This is a genomic window from Pseudomonas sp. IT-P218, assembly GCF_949767605.1.
GTDB lineage: Bacteria > Pseudomonadota > Gammaproteobacteria > Pseudomonadales > Pseudomonadaceae > Aquipseudomonas > Aquipseudomonas putida_AE.
Genome location: NZ_CATKQQ010000011.1, coordinates 918,596 through 937,685, shown reverse-complemented (window position 1 = coordinate 937,685; position 19,090 = coordinate 918,596). Strand labels below are relative to the sequence as shown.

Below are 19,090 nucleotides of genomic sequence, written 5' to 3'. Positions count from 1 at the left end.
TGCGGTTTTCAGGTCACACGGTATCCACCTTCAATGAATGGTCATTGAGCATGCCGTTGATGATGGTGGCCGCATCCGCTGAGCCAACGACCCCGCCCGCCCCCGGCATGACCCCATAGTGGCTGGCCAGGTTGACGCCGGCCAGGTCGATGGTCTGGTTCGGCGCGGCGCCGGCCATGGCGCTGACGTCGATGCTGGTCACCAGTGACGCGCCGCTGCCGCTGACGGTGAAATGCAGGTAGTCATCCAGTGAAGCCGCGGTGCTGGTCTCTCCTTGCAGCAGTTGCGACAGGTCGAGCTTGTCGGCACCCGGTGTGAAGTCGGTGATGACGTCGTGACCGCTGTTGCCGTTGAGCCACTGGAAGGTGTCGGCGCCACTTCCGCCGGTGAGGGTGTTATTGCCCAATCCACCGATCAGGAAGTCGTCGCCACCCGCGCCGTTGAGCACGTCGTTACCCAGGCCACCGGTGATGATGTTGCTGTTGTGATCGCCGGTGAGCGAGTCATTGAAGTTGGAGCCGGTCAGGTTTTCGATGGCGGTGAGGGTGTCGGTGCCGGCACCGATGGTGTTCTGTGCGCCGCTCTCGCCGAGATTGACCGTGACCCCGGCGGTGGCGTGGGCATAGCTCGCGGTGTCGATGCCCGTGCCGCCATCGAGCAGGTCGTTGCCCGGTCCGCTGTAGAGCAAGTCGTTGCCGGCTCCACCGTGCAGCTCGTTGTTTCCGGTGTCGGCGACCAGCGCGTCATCCCCCGCTGTCCCGGTGAGGATGTGGTCAGCCTGGTAGCTGATGCTGTCGCTGCCGCCATGGGGGTCGCTGGCGGAGTAGCTGTGGTCCGGCGCAGTGTCCTTGGCCGCGGAGTAATCGACGGTCATCTTCAACTCGTAGTTTTCAGCGCTGTTTGCGCCTGGGCCCGGACCGTCGGGGATGTTGGTGATGTGGATGTGATAGGTCGCATCCTCCTTCGCCGTAATGGTCTGGCCGTCAGCGATGGGCGTGTAGGCGCCATCGTTGATCGAGTACTCCAGGCTGACCTGACCGGCAGTGAGGTTGTGATCCAGGTTGAGGGTTTCCCCCTGCTTGAGATTGACGGTGATCAGGTCATCGCTGTTGTGACCGTTGACCGCACCCAGCGCTCCGCTGACCACCAGGACCGCGGTCATGGCCGCCGTATTCGCGACGAAGGCGCTGCGGGCGATATCGGCATTGTCGCCGGAGACACTGTAGTTCGGTTTGGTCCCGGTAAAGTCTGCCCCTTTTGCGGGCTCCGAGGCTTTTTCGTGGACGCTCGCACCGCTGTCGTGGGCCGTCACCATGCAGCTGTTGTTCACGTCGATGGTGATCGTGGTGGTGCTTTCATCACCGTCACCGTCGCGCAGGGTGTAGGTGAACACATCACTCGCACCCGCCCCGCCCACCGAGTTCGGGTAGCTGTGGTACAGCGCGTTGCCTGCTGCATCCAGGGTCAGGTAGCCATGGGTGCCGTTGATCTGGCTGCCCACGCCGCCATGTACCGGAGTCGAGGTGTCGTCGCCAGCACGCACACCGACCACACCACCGCCGGCGAACTGGCCGTCGGCCCCCACGTGGTCGTTCCAGATCACGTTGCCACCGATGTAGCCGCCCTCTCCCACGGACGCAATGTCCGGGATTGCGGTCGGCACGTCATCGACGATGTTGACCACGATGGTGCTGGTGGCGATGTTGCCCAGGTCGTCGATGGCCTGGTAGGTGAAGGTTTCGTGCAGGGTGTTGGCGCCATCGTTGGCCGGCGGTGTGGTGCTGGCTGGCGCAGTCAGGGTGTAGGTGTAGCTGCCGTCCGGGTGTAGCAGCAGTTGGCCGTAGGTGCCGATGGCATTGCTGACCAGGCTGTAGGTGATGGTGCCGCTGCCGCCGTGGACCGCGCCGACGAGTGTGCCGCTGGCGATTTCGCCGGGGTTGCACGGCTGCTCCAGGGCACTTTCGTAGACGGTCACATCGTGGTCGCTGGCCGCGACCAGGCAGCTGTTGTGCACGTCAATGGTGACCGTGGTGGTGCTTTCATCACCGTCACCATCGCGCAGGGTGTAGGTGAACACGTCGCTCGCACCCGGGCCACTCACCGTATTCGGGTAGCTGTGATACAGCGCGTTGCCTGCCGCATCCAGGGTCAGGTAGCCGTAGGTGCCGTTGATCTGGCTGCCCACGCCGCCATGCACCGGGGTCGAGGTGTCGTCGCCAGCGCGCACGCCGACCACACCACCGCCGGCGAACTGGCCGTCGGCCCCCACGTGGTCGTTCCAGATCACGTTGCCACCGATGTAGCCGCCCTCTCCCACGGACGCAATGTCGGCAGTAGCGGTCGGTACGTCATCGACGATGTTGACCACGATGGTGCTGGTGGCGATGTTGCCCAGGTCGTCGATGGCCTGGTAGGTGAAGGTTTCGTGCAGGGTGTTGGCGCCATCGTTGGCCAGCGGCGTGGTGCTGGCTGGCGAAGTCAGGGTGTAGGTATAGCTGCCATCAGGGTGCAGCAACAATTGGCCGTAGGTGCCGATGGCGTTGCTGACCAGGCTGTAGGTAATGGCGCCGCTGCCCCCATGGACCGCACCCACCAGGGTGCCGCTGGCGATTTCGCCGGTGTTGCATGGCTGCTCCAGGGCATTTTCATAGACGGTCACGTCCTGGTCGCTGGCCGCGACCAGGCAACTGTTGTGCACGTCGATGGTGACGGTGGTGGTGCTTTCGTCACCGTCAGCATCGCGCAGGGTGTAGGTGAACACATCGCTCGCGCCCGGTCCGCTCACCGAGTTCGGGTAGCTGTGGTACACGGCGTTGCCCGCCGCATCCAGGGTCAGGTAACCGTAGGTGCCGTTGATCTGGCTGTTCAGGCCGCCATGCACCGGGGTCGAGGTGTCGGAGCCGGCACGCACGCCGACCACGCCACCGCCGGAGCCATCGGAACCGCCAACGTCGTTCACCAGCACATTACCGGTAACGGTTGCGCCCTCGCCCACCGAGGTCGCATCGGGCTTGGCGGTCGGCAGGTCGTCGACGACCTTGACGTTGATTTCGCCACGCGCCTCGCTGCCGTCGGCATCGATGGCGATGACTTCAAAGTTCTCGGTGATGCTGTTGGCGCCATCGGCGTTGGGGTGGGTGTCGGTGTAGTTGAGGGTGTAGCTGTAGCTCACGACCCCTGTGGCCGGGTCAAAGCCGGTGATGGTCAGGGTGCTGCCTATCCAGGTGCTGCCCGAGATCGGCAAGCCCTGCACCACGCCACCGCTGATGATCTCGACGCCGGAAATGCTCAGGCTCTGCAGGCCATCCGGGGCGTTGACGGTGAAGGTCCCGTGCTGGGTCAGCGCCGGGGCGTCGGGGTCGCTGCCGTAGGTGAGGTTTTTCTCGTAGACGGTCAGTTCGCCACCTGCGACGTCCAGGCCGCCGAGGGTCACCCCGTCGTCGTTGTTGTGCACGTTCAGCACCAGGTTGGCGGTGCTGCTGTCGCCGTCGGCGTCGGTCAGGGTGTAGGTGAAGGTCTCGGTGCCGTTGCCGCCGGCGTGCAAGGCCTTGAAGTCAGCGTCGCCGGGATTGAGGGTGTAGGTGTAGGTGCCATTGGCGTTGAGCACCAGGGTGCCGTATGTACCGGTGAAAGTGCCGGGGGTGATCGGGCCGCTGTTGGCGCCGGTCGCGACGCGATCGGCGCCTTGCACGTCATTGCCCAGGACGTTGCCTTCGAGGGTGAGCAGGGTTTCCGAGGCAGTATTGAGGTTGTGGTCATCGATCGCCTGGGGCACGTCGTCGACGATGTTGATCTCGATGGTGCTGGTGACGATGTTGCCCAGGCCGTCAGTGGCCTGGTAGGTGAAGCTTTCGTGCAGGGTATTGGCGCCGTCGTCCGCGTGCGGCGTGGTGCTGGCCGGTGAGGTCAGGGTGTAGGTGTAGCTGCCGTCCGGGTGCAGCAGCAACTGGCCGTAGGTGCCGATGGCATTGCTGACCAGGCTGTAGGTGATGCTGCCGCTGCCGCCATGCACCGCGCCGACCAGGGTACCGCTGCCGGTTTCGCCGCTATTGCCAGGCTGGCTGCCGGTCACGCTGCCGGGGGCAAGGTCCTGGCCATCCTGGTTCAGGTCGAGGGCTTTTTCGAAGACGGTCACGTCTTGGTCACTGGCCGCGACCAGGCAGCTGTTGTGCACGTCGATGGTGACGGTGGTGGTGCTTTCGTCACCGTCGGCATCGCGCAGGGTGTAGGTGAACACATCGCTCGCACCCGGGCCGCTCACCGCGTTCGGGTAGCTGTGGTACAGCGCGTTGCCTGCCGCATCCAGGGTCAGGTAACCGTAGGTGCCGTTGATCTGGGTGTTCAGGCCGCCGTGCACCGGGGTCGAGGTGTCGGAGCCTGCGCGCACGCCCACCACGCCACCGCCAGCGAACTGGCCATCGGCACCCACGGTGTCGTTCCAGATCACGTTGCCGCCGATATAGCCGCCCTCGCCCACCGAGGCGATGTCCGGGATAGCGGTTGGCACGTCATCGACGATGTTGATCACGATAGTGCTGGTGACCACATTACCAAGGCCATCGACGGCCTGGTAGGTGAAGCTTTCGTGCAGGGTGTTGGCGCCGTCGTTGGCTTGCGGTGCGGTGCTGGCCGGCGAAGTCAGGGTGTAGGTGTAGCTGCCGTCCGGGTTCAGCAGCAGCTGGCCGTAGGTGCCGATGGCATTGCTGAGCAGGCTGTAGGTGATGGCGCCGCTGCCGCCGTGAACTGCACCGACCAGTGTGCCGCTGGCGGTTTCACCGGTGTTGTATGGCTGGCTGCCGGTCACGCTGCCGGGCGCCAGGTCCTGACCGTCCTGGTACGGGTCCAGGGCTTTTTCATACACGGTCACGTCGTGATCGCTGGCCGCGACCAGGCAGCTGTTGTGCACGTCGATGGTCACCGTGGTGGTGCTTTCGTCACCGTCGGCATCGCGCAAGGTGTAGGTGAACACATCGCTCGCGCCCGGCGCGCTCACCGAGTTCGGGTAGCTGTGGTACACGGCGTTGCCCGACGCATCCAGGGTCAGGTAACCATAGGTGCCGTTGATCTGGCTGTTCAGGCCGCCATGCACCGGGGTCGAGGTGTCGGAGCCGGCACGCACGCCGACCACGCCACCGCCGGAGCCATCGGAGCCGCCGATATCGTTTACCAGCACGTTGCCGGTGACGGTGCCGCCCTCGGCCACCGAAGTCGAATCGGGCTTGGCGGTCGGCAGGTCGTCGACCACCTTGACGTTGATTTCGCCACGCGCCTCGCTGCCGTCGGCATCCACGGCGATGACTTCGAAGTTCTCGGTGATGCTGTTGGCGCCGTCGGCGTTGGGATGGGTTTCGGTGTAGTTGAGGGTGTAGCTGTAGCTCACCACGCCGGTGGCTGGGTCAAAACCGGTGATGGTCAGGGTGCTGCCTATCCAGGTGCTGCCGGAGATCGGCAAGCCCTGGACCACGCCACCGCTGATGATCTCGACGCCGGAAATGCTCAGGCTCTGCAGGCCATCCGGGGCGTTCACGGTGAAGGTCCCGTGCTGGGTCAGCGCCGGGGCGTCGGGGTCGCTGCCGTAGGTGAGGTTTTTCTCGTAGACGGTGAGTTCGCCGCCTGCGACGTCCAGGCCGCCGAGGGTCACCCCGTCGTCGTTGTTGTGTACGTTCAGCACCAGGTTGGCGGTGCTGCTGTCGCCGTCGGCGTCGGTCAGGGTGTAGGTGAAGGTCTCGGTGCCGTTGCCGCCGGCGTGCAAGGCCTTGAAGTCAGCGTCGCCGGGATTGAGGGTGTAGGTGTAGGTACCGTTGGCGTTGAGCACCAGGGTGCCGTAGGTGCCGACGAAGGTGCCGGGGGTGATTGGGCCGCTGTTGGGTCCCGTCGCTACGCGGTCGGCGCCTTGCACGTCGTTGCCCAGGACGTTGCCTTCGAGGGTGAGTCGGGTTTCCGAGGCGGTGCTGAGATTGTTGTCATCGATCGCTTTGGGCAGGTCATCGGTGATGTTGACGTCCAGAGTGCCGGTGGCGGTGTCGCCGTTGCTATCACCGGCAACCACGGTGAAATGTTCGCTGAGTTGGGTGCCGTCGCCGGTCGAATGGTTTTCGCTGCCGTTGAGGGTGTAGCTGTAACTCACCACGCCCGTGGTCGGGTTGTAGCCGGTGATGGTCAGGGTGCTGCCCAGCGGCGTGGTGATCGATTGCGGAAAACCGTTGGCCACGCCAGCGCTGATCACGCTGATCCCGCCGATGCTCAGGCTGGTCAGGCCGTCAGGTGCCGTGACGGTGAAGGTGCCGCTCTGGGTCAGCGCGTCGGGATTGCTCGCCGAACCTTCGGCCAGGTTGGCTTCCTTGACGGTCAGTTCACCGCCCGCCACCGACAGCCCGTTGAGGCTGACCGGATTGTTCTCGGGCGGGGTGACGACAGGGGGTATGACTTCCGGTGGTGTGACTACCGGCGGCGTGACTTCAGGTGGTGTTACCAAGGGTGGTACTACCACCACAGGCGGTGTAATGACTGGCGGCGTAATCAGCGGTGCAGAGGCGCCATCCTCAGGGTTGCGATCGCCGTCGTGCCGCTCCCGCGGAAACTCCGGAATACCGTTGAACCCGGCGGTGGGGAAACCGATGGTCGGATCGACATGCCCCCCCACTTCCTCAAGCATGACAAAACTGTGGCCCCCGCCCAGTGCGCCCCCAGCAGGTCCGGTCGAACCCGGGCCGGCCGCCGTGGCTTCAGCGGTCTGGGTCGGGTCGTCACCGGCGGCAATGGCTTTTTGCAGTTGCTCGACATCGGTCAACTGCGCCTGGCTCGGGGTCGTCGCTTCAGCGGTATCCACATGGGGCGAAGTTTGCGCCAGCAACTGGTCAGTCATTTGCAGGCTACTGCCACGGCCCAGCGTCAATTCCTGGCCGTTCTGCAGATGCACCGCCACCGCGCCTTCGGCCCCGGTCACCAGTTGATCGCCGGCAAACAACCGGTCCCCCTCGACCAGCACTCGACGGGCGCCATCACCCGCTACCGCGAAGACCTGACCGATAACCTTGCTGACGATACCGATGAGCGTAGCCATGTGCATTCCCTCCGCTGCCAACGCTTTGTCGGCACCCTGTCTGAATGCGGAGAACATGCACATGGGCTCAAGCAGGTTGCCTGGCGAATTGCCGCCGCTGTTCGCGAACCGGATAACCCCTTTGCAATCAATGGCATTGGGCTACCTGTCGAAAATAACGTCATCCGCCAGCATTGCGTAACAGTCCTGAATCACCTTGGCGACAAAAAACCGTCACCCCAGTCTGCCTCGCATCCCTCCCCTCCAGCACTTCTCCGCTCTTTGTCGATAAGTGGACTTGAACTTTCCTCAAGCCGTGATGAGCGCCATAAGGCACATAAATCAAGGGCTTTCGCAGTGAACAATGTGCTGGATTTGGCAGAGTACATAAGTTTTTTTTGGCATAAGCGTTATGAGAAAAACTTCTTAGGTTCGCCTGAAAATGTTCTTAGCTCTCTTGTTACAAGCATGAAACGGTTTGACCTATAAATGTCGTCAAATAATTGGCGACGCATAAAGTACCACTAGGATTCAGGGAGATGGACCATGCGCCTTTTAAACCCCCTCTGCAGCGCGGTTTTGCTGGCAATTGCCTGCAGTTCCCAAGCGCATGCCATGTCACTGACCGAAGCGATCCAGAGCACTATCGCGACCCACCCGGAGCTGGCATCGCGGGTGGACAGCCGTCTGTCGGCTGATGAAGACGTCAAAGTCGCCAAGGGCGGTTTTTATCCATCGGTGGACCTGAATGCCGCGTACGGGCGCGGGTACAGCGACAACACCAACACCCGGGCGCTGGGCAATCACCACACCGAAATCCTCAACTACACCCAGTCGGAACTGCGTCTGCGGCAGATGCTCTTCGACGGGTTCAACACCGCCAACGAAGTCGAGCGCACCAAGGGCGTCGTCAACTCCCGGGCGTATTACGCCCAGGGCACCGCCCAGGACCTGGCCCTGCGCACCACCGAGGTCTACCTCGAAGTGCTCAAGCGCCGCGAGCTGGTGACATTGGCCAAGAACAACCTGCAAGCGCACTTGCGCGTCAACGATCAGATCGGCCTGCGCACCGAGCGCGGGGTCGGCAGCAACGCCGACGCCGACCAGTCCAGCGCCCGTCGAGCCCTGGCGGAAAACAACCTCGACACCGCCGAAGTCGATCTGGCCGACGCCGAGTCGAACTTCGCCGCCGTAGTCGGGCGCCTGCCCGATGAACTCGAAGCACCGCCGTCGATCCGTGGTGAAGTGCCAGCCTCGCTGACCGATGCCCAGCAAAGCATGGTCGACAACAACCCCTACCTGAAATCCGCCCAGGCCGACGTGCAATCGGCCGAGAGCCAGTACGAAGTCGCCAAATCGCCGTTCTACCCACGCTTCGACGCCGAAGCCGCGGTGGGCGCGAACAACAACATCGCCGGCGAAGAAGGCCATGACAACGAATGGCGGGTCGGCGTGGTGATGAACTACAACCTGTTCCGCGGCGGCAGCGACAAGGCGCGCCTGCAGTCCGATGCCCACAAGATCAATCAGGCGATGGACATCCGCAACAACGCCCTGCGCCAGCTCAACGAAAACATCAACCTGGCCTGGAACGCCATGGTCAACGCCAAGAAACAAACGCCGACCGCCCGCGAGTACGCCGAGACCAGCCGACGCGTGCGCGTGGCGTATCAGGATCAGTTCGGCCTCGGCCAACGTACCCTGCTCGACCTGCTGGACAGCGAAAACGAGCTGTACAACGCCAACCGCCGCTACACCGAGGTCCGCTACACCGAGGAGTATTCGATGTACCGTGTGCTGGCGAACATGGGCCAGTTGCTGAGCAAGCAACACGTGGTGCTGCCGGCCGACGCCGTCGCCCAGGCGGAAGTGAAAAGCGAAGCTCGCCTGCCTGAACTCAGATGAACACAAGGAGATGTGAACAGGGGGATGTGCAGATACCCATGCCAGATGCCGTAGCGCAACGGGAGCGATCAATGTGACCAGCATGGAAACCGCCAACACCGGTGTCGATCCACGCCTGAGCTTCGATGACCCGCTTCTGGACGGTCTGTTGATCCTCTGCAAACTCCACGGCGCGACGGTCAGTCGCGCCAGCCTCAGTGCCGGGCTCCCAATGGCACACCAACGCCTGAGCCTGGACCTGCTGCCCCGCGCAGCGGCCCGGGCGGGATTGCAGGCACGCCTGCTGCGCCGCGACCTGAAAGACATCAGCGCGCTCAACCTGCCGGTGCTGCTGTTGCTCAACAACGGCCGCACCACCGTGCTGCGCCGCTTTGGCGAGGATGGCCGGGTCCTGGTCCTGCCCAGCGAAGCCGATGGCGGCGAGCAATGGACCACCACACAAGAGCTTGCCGAACACTATAGTGGCCAGGCGCTGTTCGCCCGGCCCCGGCATGAACTCGAAGACCTCCGTTCCCCCCTGGTGCCGCGGGTAGAGGCCTGGTTTCGCGACACGTTGAAGCTGTCGAAATGGCTGTACAGCGACGCGATCCTGGCGAGCTTCCTGATCAACCTGCTGGGCCTGATGGTGCCGCTGTTCGTGATGCAGACCTACGACCGCGTGGTGCCGAACCAGGCCACCTCGACCCTGTGGGTGCTGGCCATCGGCCTGCTGATCGGTACCGGTTTCGAACTGGTGCTGCGGGTGGTGCGCGCGCACTTGCTGGACACCGCCGGCAGGAAGACCGACGTGATTCTCTCGGCGACCCTGTTCGAACGCATCACCGGCATGGCGATGAAGGCCAAGCCTGTGACCATCGGTGGCTTTGCCCAGAGCATTCACGATTTCCAGGGGCTGCGCGAGTTTCTCACCGCCGTGACCCTCACCAGCCTGATCGACCTGCCCTTTGCCCTGCTGATGCTGGTGGTGATCGGCCTGCTGGGCGGCTGGCTGGTGGTGATTCCGGTCCTGGCGTTTCCGATCACGATCATTTTCGCCATGATCATCCAGGCGCGCTTGCGCGACACCGTGCAGAAAAGCCTGAGCCTGGGCGCCGAACGCCAGGCCCTGCTGATCGAGACCCTCGGCGGCCTGGAAACCCTCAAGGCCTGCAGCGCCGAAAGCGAGCGCCAGCACAAATGGGAAAGCACCCACGGCGCCCTCACCCGCCTCGACAGCCATGCGCGCAACCTCTCGGCACTGGCCACCAATGGCACGCTGTTCATCCAGCAGTTTTCCGGCATGGCGACCATCGTCGCCGGGGTCTACAGCATCATCGCCGGCAACCTCAGCGTCGGCGCGCTGGTGGCGACCTACATGCTCGGCAGCCGGGTACTGGCACCGCTGGGACAGATCGCCGGCTTGATCACGCGCTACCAGCAGGCGCAACTGACCATGAAAAGCACCGACGCGCTGATGTCCCTGCCTCAGGAGCGCGATGCCAATCAAAGGCCGCTGGAGCGCACGCAACTGCAAGGCGCGCTGGATGTGGTCGGCGTGACCTTCCACTACAACGGCCAGAATGCCCCGGCGCTGGCCAATGTCAGCTTCAGCGTGAAACCCGGCGAACGGATCGGCATCATCGGTCGCAGCGGCTCGGGCAAAAGCACCCTGGCGCGCCTGGTGATGGGCTTCTACGAACCGGCCCAGGGCCAATTGCTGCTCGATGGCCTGGACCTGCGGCAACTGGACGTCGCGGACCTGCGCCATCAGATCGGCTACGTCGCCCATGACCTGCCGCTGCTGGCCGGCAGCCTGCGCGACAACCTGACCCTGGGGGCGCGCTACATCAGTGACGCGCGCATGCTCGAAGTGGCCGAACTGACCGGCGTCACCGAACTGGCCCGGCAACACCCGCAAGGCTTCGACCGTCCTGTCGGCGAGCGCGGGCAATTGCTCTCCGGTGGTCAACGCCAGGCCGTGTTGCTGGCCCGGGCGTTGCTGCTCGACCCGCCGATCATGCTGTTCGACGAACCCACCAGTGCGATGGACAACAGCAGCGAAGACGCCCTGCGGCAAAAACTCCACACCTGGGTCCAGGGCAAGACCCTGCTGCTGGTGACCCATCGCACCTCGATGCTCAGCCTGGTCGATCGCCTGGTCGTGCTGGACAACGGGCGGATCGTCGCCGACGGCCCGAAAGAAGCGGTCATCGATGCACTGCGCAAGGGCCGTGTCGGCTCTGCGGCCGTCTAGGAGTTGCCTATGTCCGCTTCATCGGATTCTTCGAAAGCACGTGGCTACTTCGACAGCTTCAGCAAGAGTGCCGAAGCCGAGTTCATGCCGGAAACGGCCGGCGCCGCGTTGCAGGATTCCCCACGCTGGTCGCGGATTACCGTGTGGCTGGCCGCCGCGTTGCTGATCAGCGCGTTGGCCTGGGCCAGGTTCGCGGTGCTGCAGGAAGTCACCATGGGCGAAGGCAAGGCGATTCCGTCGAGCAAGGTCCAGGTGATCCAGAACCTCGAGGGCGGCATCGTCACCGAGATCTTCGTGCGTGAAGGGCAGATGGTGAACAAGGGCGACACCTTGCTGCGCCTGGATGACACGCGCTACCTGTCGAACAAGGGCGAAAGCGAGGTCGATCGCTACACGCTGACCGCGCAGGTCGAACGCCTGTCGGCCGAAGCCGAAGGCCGGCCCTTCAAGCTGTCGGAAGAAGTGATCGCCAAGGCGCCGCAAGTGGCCGAAGACGAACGCTCGCTGTACGAACAGCGGCAACGTCGACTGGCCAGCGAACAACGCACGCTGACCGAACAACTGCGGCAAAAAACCCAGGAACTGGCGGAATTTCGCTCCAAAGCCGGGCAATACGGCTCCAGCCTGGCGCTGGTCAACCAGGAAATGGCCATGTCCGAGCCCCTGGTCAAGACCGGCGCCGTGTCGCCGGTGGAGATCCTGCGGCTCAAGCGCAGCGCGGTGGAAATCCGTGGTTCGCTGAACGCCACCACCCTGGCCATTCCCCGGGCGGAATCGGCGATTGCCGAGATCCGCAGCAAGATTGATGAATCCGAACAGACATTCCGCTCGGAGGCGGCCAAAGAGCTGAACGAGAAACGCACCGACCTGTCGAAAATCACAGCCTCGAGCATTGCCATCGACGACCGCGTGACCCGTACCACGGTGCTCTCGCCGGTCAAGGGCATCATCAAGATGCTGAAGGTCAACACCATCGGCGGCGTGGTCCAGCCGGGCAGTGACATGGTGGAAATCGTGCCGCTGGAAGACAACCTGCTGATCGAGGCCAAGGTCCGGCCACAGGACGTGGCGTTCCTGCATCCGGGCCAGAAAGCCATGGTCAAGTTCAGTGCCTATGACTACACGATCTATGGCGGCTTGAGTGCCAAGCTGGAGCTGATCGGCGCCGACACCATCACCGACGACAAGGGCAACAGTTTCTACCTGATCCAGGTGCGCACCGACAAAAACCACTTGGGTGGGGATGTGAAACCGTTGCTGATCATTCCGGGGATGGTGGCGACGGTGGATATCATTACCGGGGAGAAGACGGTGTTGGATTATCTGCTGAAACCGGTGTTGAAAGCGCGGACCGAGGCGATGCGAGAGCGGTAGTCTGGCTGGAGTTTTTTGGTGGCTGTTATACCGTCATCGCTAGCAGGCTAGCTCCCACCCTTGATCGCGTTTGTCCTGAAGGAACTCGGTCAAATGTGGGAGCGAGCCTGCTCGCGATGAGGCCGGCACAATCAACCCTTACCTGTCAGCATGATTACGCTGAAAAACCTCCTCCCCCATCGCCGCAATCTGCCCCTCGATCAACGCCTCGAACGGTCTGAGCAACGGCGCAAAGCGGGTTGGCGCTTCCAGGGTTTCCAACGCCTGCACAATCGCCTCCACCGTCGACAACGCCCCAGGCCCCGGGGCCTTGCGCAAGCGATAACGGGACACCCCGCCCTCCGCCAGCGTCACCCTCGGCAACGCTGCCAGCAACGGATTCAGATGCAGCATCTTGCGCGCCTTGCGCCAGGTGCCATCCGGTACCACCAGCAACAGCGGCTCATCGCTGGCGGCACAGGCCTGCATCGGCTGCGCGTCGTCCCCGGGAAACAGCAACCGCGCCCGATAGCCCGGCTGGTTCAACAACGTCGGTAGATCCTTGAACACCTCACCGACGATCAACTCGGCATTCTTCAAACCAAGCGCCGCCAACCGCGCGGTGTTCAGGGCATGGTTCACTTCGCTGGGGTGTTGCAACAGCAACACCCGGGTGCGGCTGTCGAGGCTGGGGATCAGCGGGCACAGGCAATGGCTTTGCGGGCGCAGGCAGCGGGGACATTGAATTCTCGGCATCTTCTTCACGCCTGGTTGAGTTGTGCTTTGAGCAGATCGCGAAAGGTCTGGATCAGCGGCTCGCGGCTGCGGCCCCGGCGCACGATCATCGAGAACGGCGCCTGGTAACCGAAGGTGGCCGGCAACAGCACGCGCAGGTCGCCCTTGTCGGCCCAGGCCTGGGCGTAGTGTTCCGGCAGGTAACCGATGTAGGCGCCGGACAGCACCAGAATCAGCTGCGCCTCCATACTCTCCACGGTTGCGGCGCTGTGCTTGAAACCATGACGGGCCAGTTCGGCCTGGCTCCAGTAGCCGCGACCGACCATGCGTTGCTGGGTGATGACTTGCTCGGGGATGCGCCGCTCATTGAACAGCGGATGCCGGGTGCTGCAATACAACCAGTGCTGTTCGCGGTACAGCGGCATGTACACCAAGCCGCTCATGCGCGTGGAAAACGCGCCGATGGCCAGGTCCAGGCGGTTGTCCTGCACACCCAATTGCAGTTCATAGGGGCTCATCACCGACAGGTGCAAGTGCACCGCCGGGTGCTCCTGGCTGTAGGCGCCGATGGCTTCGGCGAACGGCAGGGCCTTGTCGCTGACCGTGGAGTCGATCACCCCCAGGTTCAGGGTGCCGCGCAATTCGCCCTTGAGCGCGGCGGCATATTGTTCGAAACCTTCAAGCTCGGCTAACAAGCGCAGGGTTTCCTGATGAAACAGTTCACCCTTGCTGGTCAGGCTGAACCCGCCACGGCCGCGATGGCACAGGACCAGGCCCAGGGCGGATTCGAGCTGGCTCATGTAGGTGCTGATGGCCGACGTCGAGAGGTTGAGCTCTTGCTGGGCGTTGGCGAAGCCCTGATGGCGCACCACGCTGACGAAAATGCGCAAAAGTTTGAGGTCGGGTAAAGCGTTGGCCATGGGGGCTCCGTAACCTGTTCAGGTGAGTCCGCGTTGTCGGATGGGCGGTTGCTGCGCAACCGATCGCCAGCAAGCCGGCTCCTACAGGTTCAGCGATCAGGTCCGACGTAACGCAAATCTGTAGGAGCCGGCTTGCTGGCGATCAGCCCGCCCAGACAACACATCTCTCAAGCCGGGAAGTCTATCGCCGCTCCCGCCATTAGTTTAGAAAAATCTGAACTAAGTATTTGCCCGTAGCGATTCTTCCCGGCCACTACATTTCGCAGAATCGCCGCCACAAGGTTCGCCCGTGCCTTCCGCGAACGGCGAAACCCAATAAATAAAACAACGACGATGAGGCCCTACCCGTGGACAAGATTCTTCACCAACCACTGGGCGGCAACGAAATGCCGCGCTTCGGCGGCATCGCCACCATGATGCGACTCCCCCATGTACCCACCGCTGCAGGTCTGGACGCTGCTTTTGTCGGCGTGCCGCTGGACATCGGTACCTCCCTGCGCCCTGGCACTCGTTTCGGACCTCGCGAAATCCGCGCCGAATCGGTGATGATCCGCCCGTACAACATGGCCACTGGCGCTGCACCGTTCGACTCGCTGTCGGTTGCCGATATCGGCGACGTGGCGATCAACACCTTCAACCTGCTGGATGCCGTGCGGATCATCGAAGAATCCTACGACAACATCCTCGAACACGATGTAATCCCGCTGACCCTGGGCGGCGACCACACCATCACCCTGCCGATCCTGCGTGCCATCCATAAAAAGCACGGCAAGGTCGGCCTGGTGCACATCGACGCCCACGCCGATGTCAACGATCACATGTTCGGCGAGAAAATCGCCCACGGCACCACCTTCCGTCGCGCCGTTGAAGAAGGCCTGATCGATCCGGACCGTGTGGTCCAGATCGGCCTGCGCGCCCAGGGCTACACCGCTGACGACTTCAACTGGAGCCGCAACCAGGGCTTCCGTGTGGTCCAGGCCGAAGAGTGCTGGCACAAATCCCTGGCGCCACTGATGGCCGAAGTACGCGAGAAGGTCGGCGGCGGTCCGGTGTACCTGAGCTTCGACATCGACGGTATCGATCCGGCCTGGGCACCGGGTACCGGCACCCCGGAAATCGGTGGTCTGACGACCATTCAGGCCATCGAGATCGTTCGCGGCTGCCAAGGCCTGGACCTGATCGGTTGCGATCTGGTAGAAGTCTCGCCCGCTTACGACACCACCGGTAACACCTCGCTGCTGGCCGCCAACCTGCTGTACGAAATGCTCTGCGTACTGCCTGGCGTGGTCCATCGCTGAGGGTCGGTCATGAACGAACGTGATCAGGTCTTGAAAGCGGCCGCCGACCTGGTGTCCGCCTTCGCCCGTAACGATCGCGAAGCCTACTTCGGCGCGTTCAGTGCCGACGCCAGCTTCGTCTTCTACACCCTCGAACAGCCGCTGCTGTCGCGCGATGCCTACCAGGCGTTGTGGGACAGCTGGCGTGCCGAGGACGGCTTCGAGGTGCTTTCGTGCACCTCGAGCAACGCCTTCGTCAGCCTGCAGGGTGACGTGGCGATTTTCATCCATGACGTGGCCACCGAGCTGCGCATGCAAGGGGAGCAACACTTCAGCCAGGAGCGCGAGACGATTGTTTTCAAGAAACAAGCGTCTGGCCAAGAACAACAAGGCCTATGGCTGGCCTGCCACGAACATTTGTCCGCGATGCCGGAAGGGCTGCCAACCCCTTAGCCAAACAGGTGACGCTCACACACGATGAGCGCGCCTTTATGATCGGAGCAGATCATGAATAACAACAACAACGACCAAAGCCTTACGCAGATTGAAACCCACGGGGTCGAACAGATCCCGGACAACGAACGCACCGCCGGCCCCACGGACCTGTTCCGGATGATCTTCGGGGGTTCCAACACCTTTGCCACCGCCGTGCTCGGCAGCTTCCCGGTACTGTTCGGCCTGTCTTTCCAGGCGGGCGTGCTGGCGATCGTGCTGGGCGTGTTGCTGGGTTCGATGATCCTCGCGCCGATGGGCCTGTTCGGTCCGATCAACGGCACCAACAACGCCGTGTCTTCCGGTGCGCACTTCGGCGTGCACGGGCGGATCGTCGGTTCGTTCCTGTCGCTGTTGACCGCCATCGCCTTCTTCTCGCTCTCGGTGTGGAGTTCGGGGGATGCGCTGATCGGTGGCGCCAAACGCCTGATCGGCCTGCCGGAAACCGACTTGACCCTGGGCCTGGCCTACGGTCTGTTCGCGATCCTGGTGCTGACCGTGTGCATCTACGGCTTCCGTTTCCTGCTGTGGGTCAACAAGATCGCGGTGTGGAGCGCCAGCCTGCTGTTCCTGCTGGGCGTCTTCGCGTTTGCAGGGCCTTTCGATGCGAACTACGCCGGCACTGTGAACATGGGGCAACCGGGTTTCTGGGCGGCCTTCATCGGCGCCGCACTGGTGGCCATGAGCAACCCGATCTCGTTCGGTGCGTTCCTCGGCGACTGGTCGCGCTACATTCCGCGTGAAACCTCCAAGCGCCGGATCATGGCGGCGGTGGTGATTTCGCAGATCGCGACCTTCATCCCGTTCCTGTTCGGCCTGACCACCGCCACCATCGTAGCGATCAAGGCACCGGACTACATCGCGGCCAACAACTATGTCGGTGGCCTGCTGGCGGTTTCGCCGAGCTGGTTCTTCCTGCCGGTGTGCCTGATTGCGGTGATCGGCGGCATGTCCACCGGCACCACCTCGCTTTATGGCACCGGGTTGGACATGTCCAGCGTGTTCCCACGGGTACTTTCGCGGGTCAAGGCAACGCTGCTGATCGGGGTGATGTCGATTGCCTTCATCTTCATCGGACGCTTCGCGGCGAACCTGGTGCAGAGCGTGTCGACCTTCGCCGTGCTGATCATCACCTGCACCACCCCATGGATGGTGATCATGATCATCGGCCTGTTGGTGCGTCGCGGCTTCTACTGCCCGGATGACCTGCAAGTGTTCACCCGCGGCGAGAAAGGTGGCCGCTACTGGTTCACCCACGGCTGGAACTGGCGTGGCCTGGGCGCCTGGATCCCGAGCGCGGCCGTCGGCTTGTGCTTCGTGAACCTGCCGGGGCAGTTCGTCGGACCACTGGGCGAATTGGCCGGCGGTATCGACGTCAGCCTGCCGGTCACCCTGGGCCTGGCTTCGCTGGTGTACCTGGCGCTGCTGAGCCTGTTCCCGGAACCCCGCGCGGTGTTCGGCCCGAATGATCCACGCAGCAAGAGCACGGACCCGCTCGTTAAACCGGCGATGCGACAGGTCGCCTGAGTAAACGCATTACCCCTGTGGGAGCGGGCTTGCTCGAGAAAGCGATCGGTCAGTCACATTAATTTTGAATGTGCCGCCGCCTTCGCGAGCAAGCCCGCTCCCACAGGGGATTGATTTTCAGCCTCACATAAAAAAGACAATCGGAGACACGCCATCATGGCTTTGGATTTATTCGTCGTACTCATCTACGCCGCTGCGATGCTGATACTCGGCTATTACGGCATGCGCAAGGCCAAGACCAACGAAGACTTTTTGGTCGCCGGTCGCAACCTCGGTCCGAGCCTGTACATGGGCACCATGGCCGCCACCGTCCTGGGCGGTGCGTCCACCGTGGGCACTGTGCGCCTGGGCTACGTGCATGGCATCTCCGGTTTCTGGCTGTGCGCGGCCCTGGGTTGCGGGATCGTGGCGCTGAACCTGTTCCTCGCCAAGCCATTGCTCAAGCTGAAGATCTACACCGTTACCCAGGTCCTGGAAAAACGCTACAACCCGATGGCCCGCTCCGCGAGCGCGGTGATCATGCTGGCGTACGCGCTGATGATCGGCGTGACCTCGATCCTGGCCATCGGCACCGTGCTGCAAGTGCTGTTCGGCCTGCCATTCTGGGTCTCGGTACTGCTCGGCGGTGGCGTCGTGGTGATCTATTCGGCCATTGGCGGCATGTGGTCGCTGACCCTGACCGACATCGTCCAGTTCGTCATCAAGACCGTCGGCCTGATGTTCATCCTGCTGCCAATCTGCATGTACCGTGTAGGTGGTTGGGATGAGCTGGTGTTGAAACTGCCGGCGGCAAGCTTCAGCTTCACCACCATCGGCTGGGACACCATCATCACCTACTTCATGATCTACTTCTTCGGCATCCTGATCGGTCAGGACATCTGGCAACGGGTGTTCACCGTCAAGACCGCCAAAGTCGCCCAGGTTGCCGGTACCGCTGCCGGTATCTATTGCATCATCTACGGCCTGGCCTGTGCCCTGATCGGCATGGCCGCTCACGTACTGATCCCGGACCTGGACAACGTCAACAACGCTTTCGCCGCCATCGTGAAGCTGTCCCTGCCGGACGGTATCCGTGGCCTGGTGATCGCTGCAGCACTGGCTGCCATGATGTCCACCGCCAGCGCCGGCCTGCTCGCCGCCGCCACCACCCTGACCGAAGACCTGCTGCCAAAACTGCGCGGCGGTAAACAGTCGAGCCTGGGCCTGAACCGCCTGGTCACCATGCTCACCGGCATTGTGGTGCTGGGTATCGCCCTGGTGGTGAACGACGTGATCAGCGCCCTGACCCTGGCCTACAACCTGTTGGTGGGCGGCATGCTGGTGCCGCTGATCGGTGCGATCTTCTGGAAACGCGCCACCACCGCCGGCGCCATCGCCAGCATGGGCCTGGGCTTCGCCACTGCGCTGGTGTTCATGTTCAAGGACGGCCTGGATGCCAACACGCCGATCTACTACAGCCTCGGCGTAGGCCTGGTGAGCTTCGTGGTGGTCAGCCTGCTGTCTCGTCGCCCGATGACACTGGCCAGCGCCGCCTAAGCTGAATATAACGACTTGATGCTTTCTTCGACGAGTGTGGCGTCGGTTGCCACACTCGTTTTTTTTCGCC

11 protein-coding genes are annotated in these 19,090 nt (G+C 62.9%); 8 read left to right on the top strand and 3 right to left on the bottom strand.

Annotated elements, in window-relative coordinates; all coding sequences use genetic code 11:
* Positions 1–13: 13 nt before the first annotated feature.
* Positions 14–7,063: a retention module-containing protein gene (locus ACM6I6_RS11130; protein ID WP_414919890.1), complete on the bottom strand. Its 7,050-nt coding sequence runs from the start codon at positions 7,061–7,063 to the stop codon at positions 14–16.
* On the opposite strand from ACM6I6_RS11130, the gene ACM6I6_RS11125 reads away from it, so the two are divergent.
* The 4 genes from ACM6I6_RS11125 to ACM6I6_RS11110 all read left to right on the top strand — a co-directional run bounded on the left by ACM6I6_RS11125 (position 7,064) and on the right by ACM6I6_RS11110 (position 12,554).
* Positions 7,064–7,531, top strand: coding sequence for a hypothetical protein (locus ACM6I6_RS11125; protein WP_414919889.1), 468 nt, complete (start codon positions 7,064–7,066; stop codon positions 7,529–7,531). It abuts the gene before it with no gap.
* Positions 7,532–7,588: 57 nt separating this feature from the next.
* A complete protein-coding gene (locus tag ACM6I6_RS11120; RefSeq protein ID WP_274073593.1) occupies positions 7,589–8,947 on the top strand; it encodes a TolC family outer membrane protein in 1,359 nt (452 codons plus the stop codon).
* 73 nt (positions 8,948–9,020) lie between these two features.
* Positions 9,021–11,180, top strand: coding sequence for a type I secretion system permease/ATPase (locus ACM6I6_RS11115; RefSeq protein WP_414919888.1), 2,160 nt, complete (start codon positions 9,021–9,023; stop codon positions 11,178–11,180).
* A 9-nt stretch (positions 11,181–11,189) separates the two neighbouring features.
* Positions 11,190–12,554, top strand: coding sequence for an HlyD family type I secretion periplasmic adaptor subunit (locus ACM6I6_RS11110; protein WP_414919887.1), 1,365 nt, complete (start codon positions 11,190–11,192; stop codon positions 12,552–12,554).
* 138 nt (positions 12,555–12,692) lie between these two features.
* On the opposite strand, the gene ACM6I6_RS11105 is transcribed toward ACM6I6_RS11110, so the two are convergent.
* Both ACM6I6_RS11105 and ACM6I6_RS11100 read right to left on the bottom strand, forming a co-directional pair.
* A complete protein-coding gene (locus ACM6I6_RS11105) occupies positions 12,693–13,289 on the bottom strand; it encodes a tRNA-uridine aminocarboxypropyltransferase (protein WP_414919886.1) in 597 nt (198 codons plus the stop codon).
* A 5-nt stretch (positions 13,290–13,294) separates the two neighbouring features.
* Positions 13,295–14,188, bottom strand: a complete 894-nt coding sequence (locus ACM6I6_RS11100) for a LysR family transcriptional regulator (protein WP_046816836.1) — start codon at positions 14,186–14,188, stop codon at positions 13,295–13,297.
* A gap of 347 nt (positions 14,189–14,535) precedes the next feature.
* Between ACM6I6_RS11100 and speB the strand changes: the two genes are divergently transcribed.
* From speB to ACM6I6_RS11080, 4 genes are all read left to right on the top strand, one after another.
* Positions 14,536–15,486 carry an agmatinase gene (speB, locus tag ACM6I6_RS11095; RefSeq protein ID WP_110752643.1) on the top strand — a complete coding sequence of 317 codons (951 nt, stop codon included), beginning with the start codon at positions 14,536–14,538 and terminating at the stop codon, positions 15,484–15,486.
* A gap of 9 nt (positions 15,487–15,495) precedes the next feature.
* Complete coding sequence (locus ACM6I6_RS11090) at positions 15,496–15,918, top strand: YybH family protein (protein ID WP_077047813.1); 423 nt, start codon at positions 15,496–15,498, stop codon at positions 15,916–15,918.
* A 54-nt stretch (positions 15,919–15,972) separates the two neighbouring features.
* Complete coding sequence (locus ACM6I6_RS11085; protein WP_406592105.1) at positions 15,973–17,484, top strand: purine-cytosine permease family protein; 1,512 nt, start codon at positions 15,973–15,975, stop codon at positions 17,482–17,484.
* A gap of 156 nt (positions 17,485–17,640) precedes the next feature.
* On the top strand, positions 17,641–19,020 hold the full coding sequence (locus ACM6I6_RS11080; protein ID WP_274073588.1) for a sodium:solute symporter: 1,380 nt from the start codon (positions 17,641–17,643) through the stop codon (positions 19,018–19,020).
* The last annotated feature ends 70 nt before the right edge of the window (positions 19,021–19,090 follow it).

What these genes read in the sequence shown, in the direction of transcription:
- ACM6I6_RS11130 (WP_414919890.1), bottom strand. Translation starts at nt 7,063, where the DNA reads ATGGCTACGCTCATCGGTATCGTCAGCAAGGTTATCGGTCAGGTCTTC.
- ACM6I6_RS11120 (WP_274073593.1), top strand. Translation starts at nt 7,589, where the DNA reads ATGCGCCTTTTAAACCCCCTCTGCAGCGCGGTTTTGCTGGCAATTGCC.
- ACM6I6_RS11110 (WP_414919887.1), top strand. Translation starts at nt 11,190, where the DNA reads ATGTCCGCTTCATCGGATTCTTCGAAAGCACGTGGCTACTTCGACAGC.
- ACM6I6_RS11105 (WP_414919886.1), bottom strand. Translation starts at nt 13,289, where the DNA reads ATGCCGAGAATTCAATGTCCCCGCTGCCTGCGCCCGCAAAGCCATTGC.
- ACM6I6_RS11100 (WP_046816836.1), bottom strand. Translation starts at nt 14,188, where the DNA reads ATGGCCAACGCTTTACCCGACCTCAAACTTTTGCGCATTTTCGTCAGC.
- ACM6I6_RS11090 (WP_077047813.1), top strand. Translation starts at nt 15,496, where the DNA reads ATGAACGAACGTGATCAGGTCTTGAAAGCGGCCGCCGACCTGGTGTCC.
- ACM6I6_RS11085 (WP_406592105.1), top strand. Translation starts at nt 15,973, where the DNA reads ATGAATAACAACAACAACGACCAAAGCCTTACGCAGATTGAAACCCAC.
- ACM6I6_RS11080 (WP_274073588.1), top strand. Translation starts at nt 17,641, where the DNA reads ATGGCTTTGGATTTATTCGTCGTACTCATCTACGCCGCTGCGATGCTG.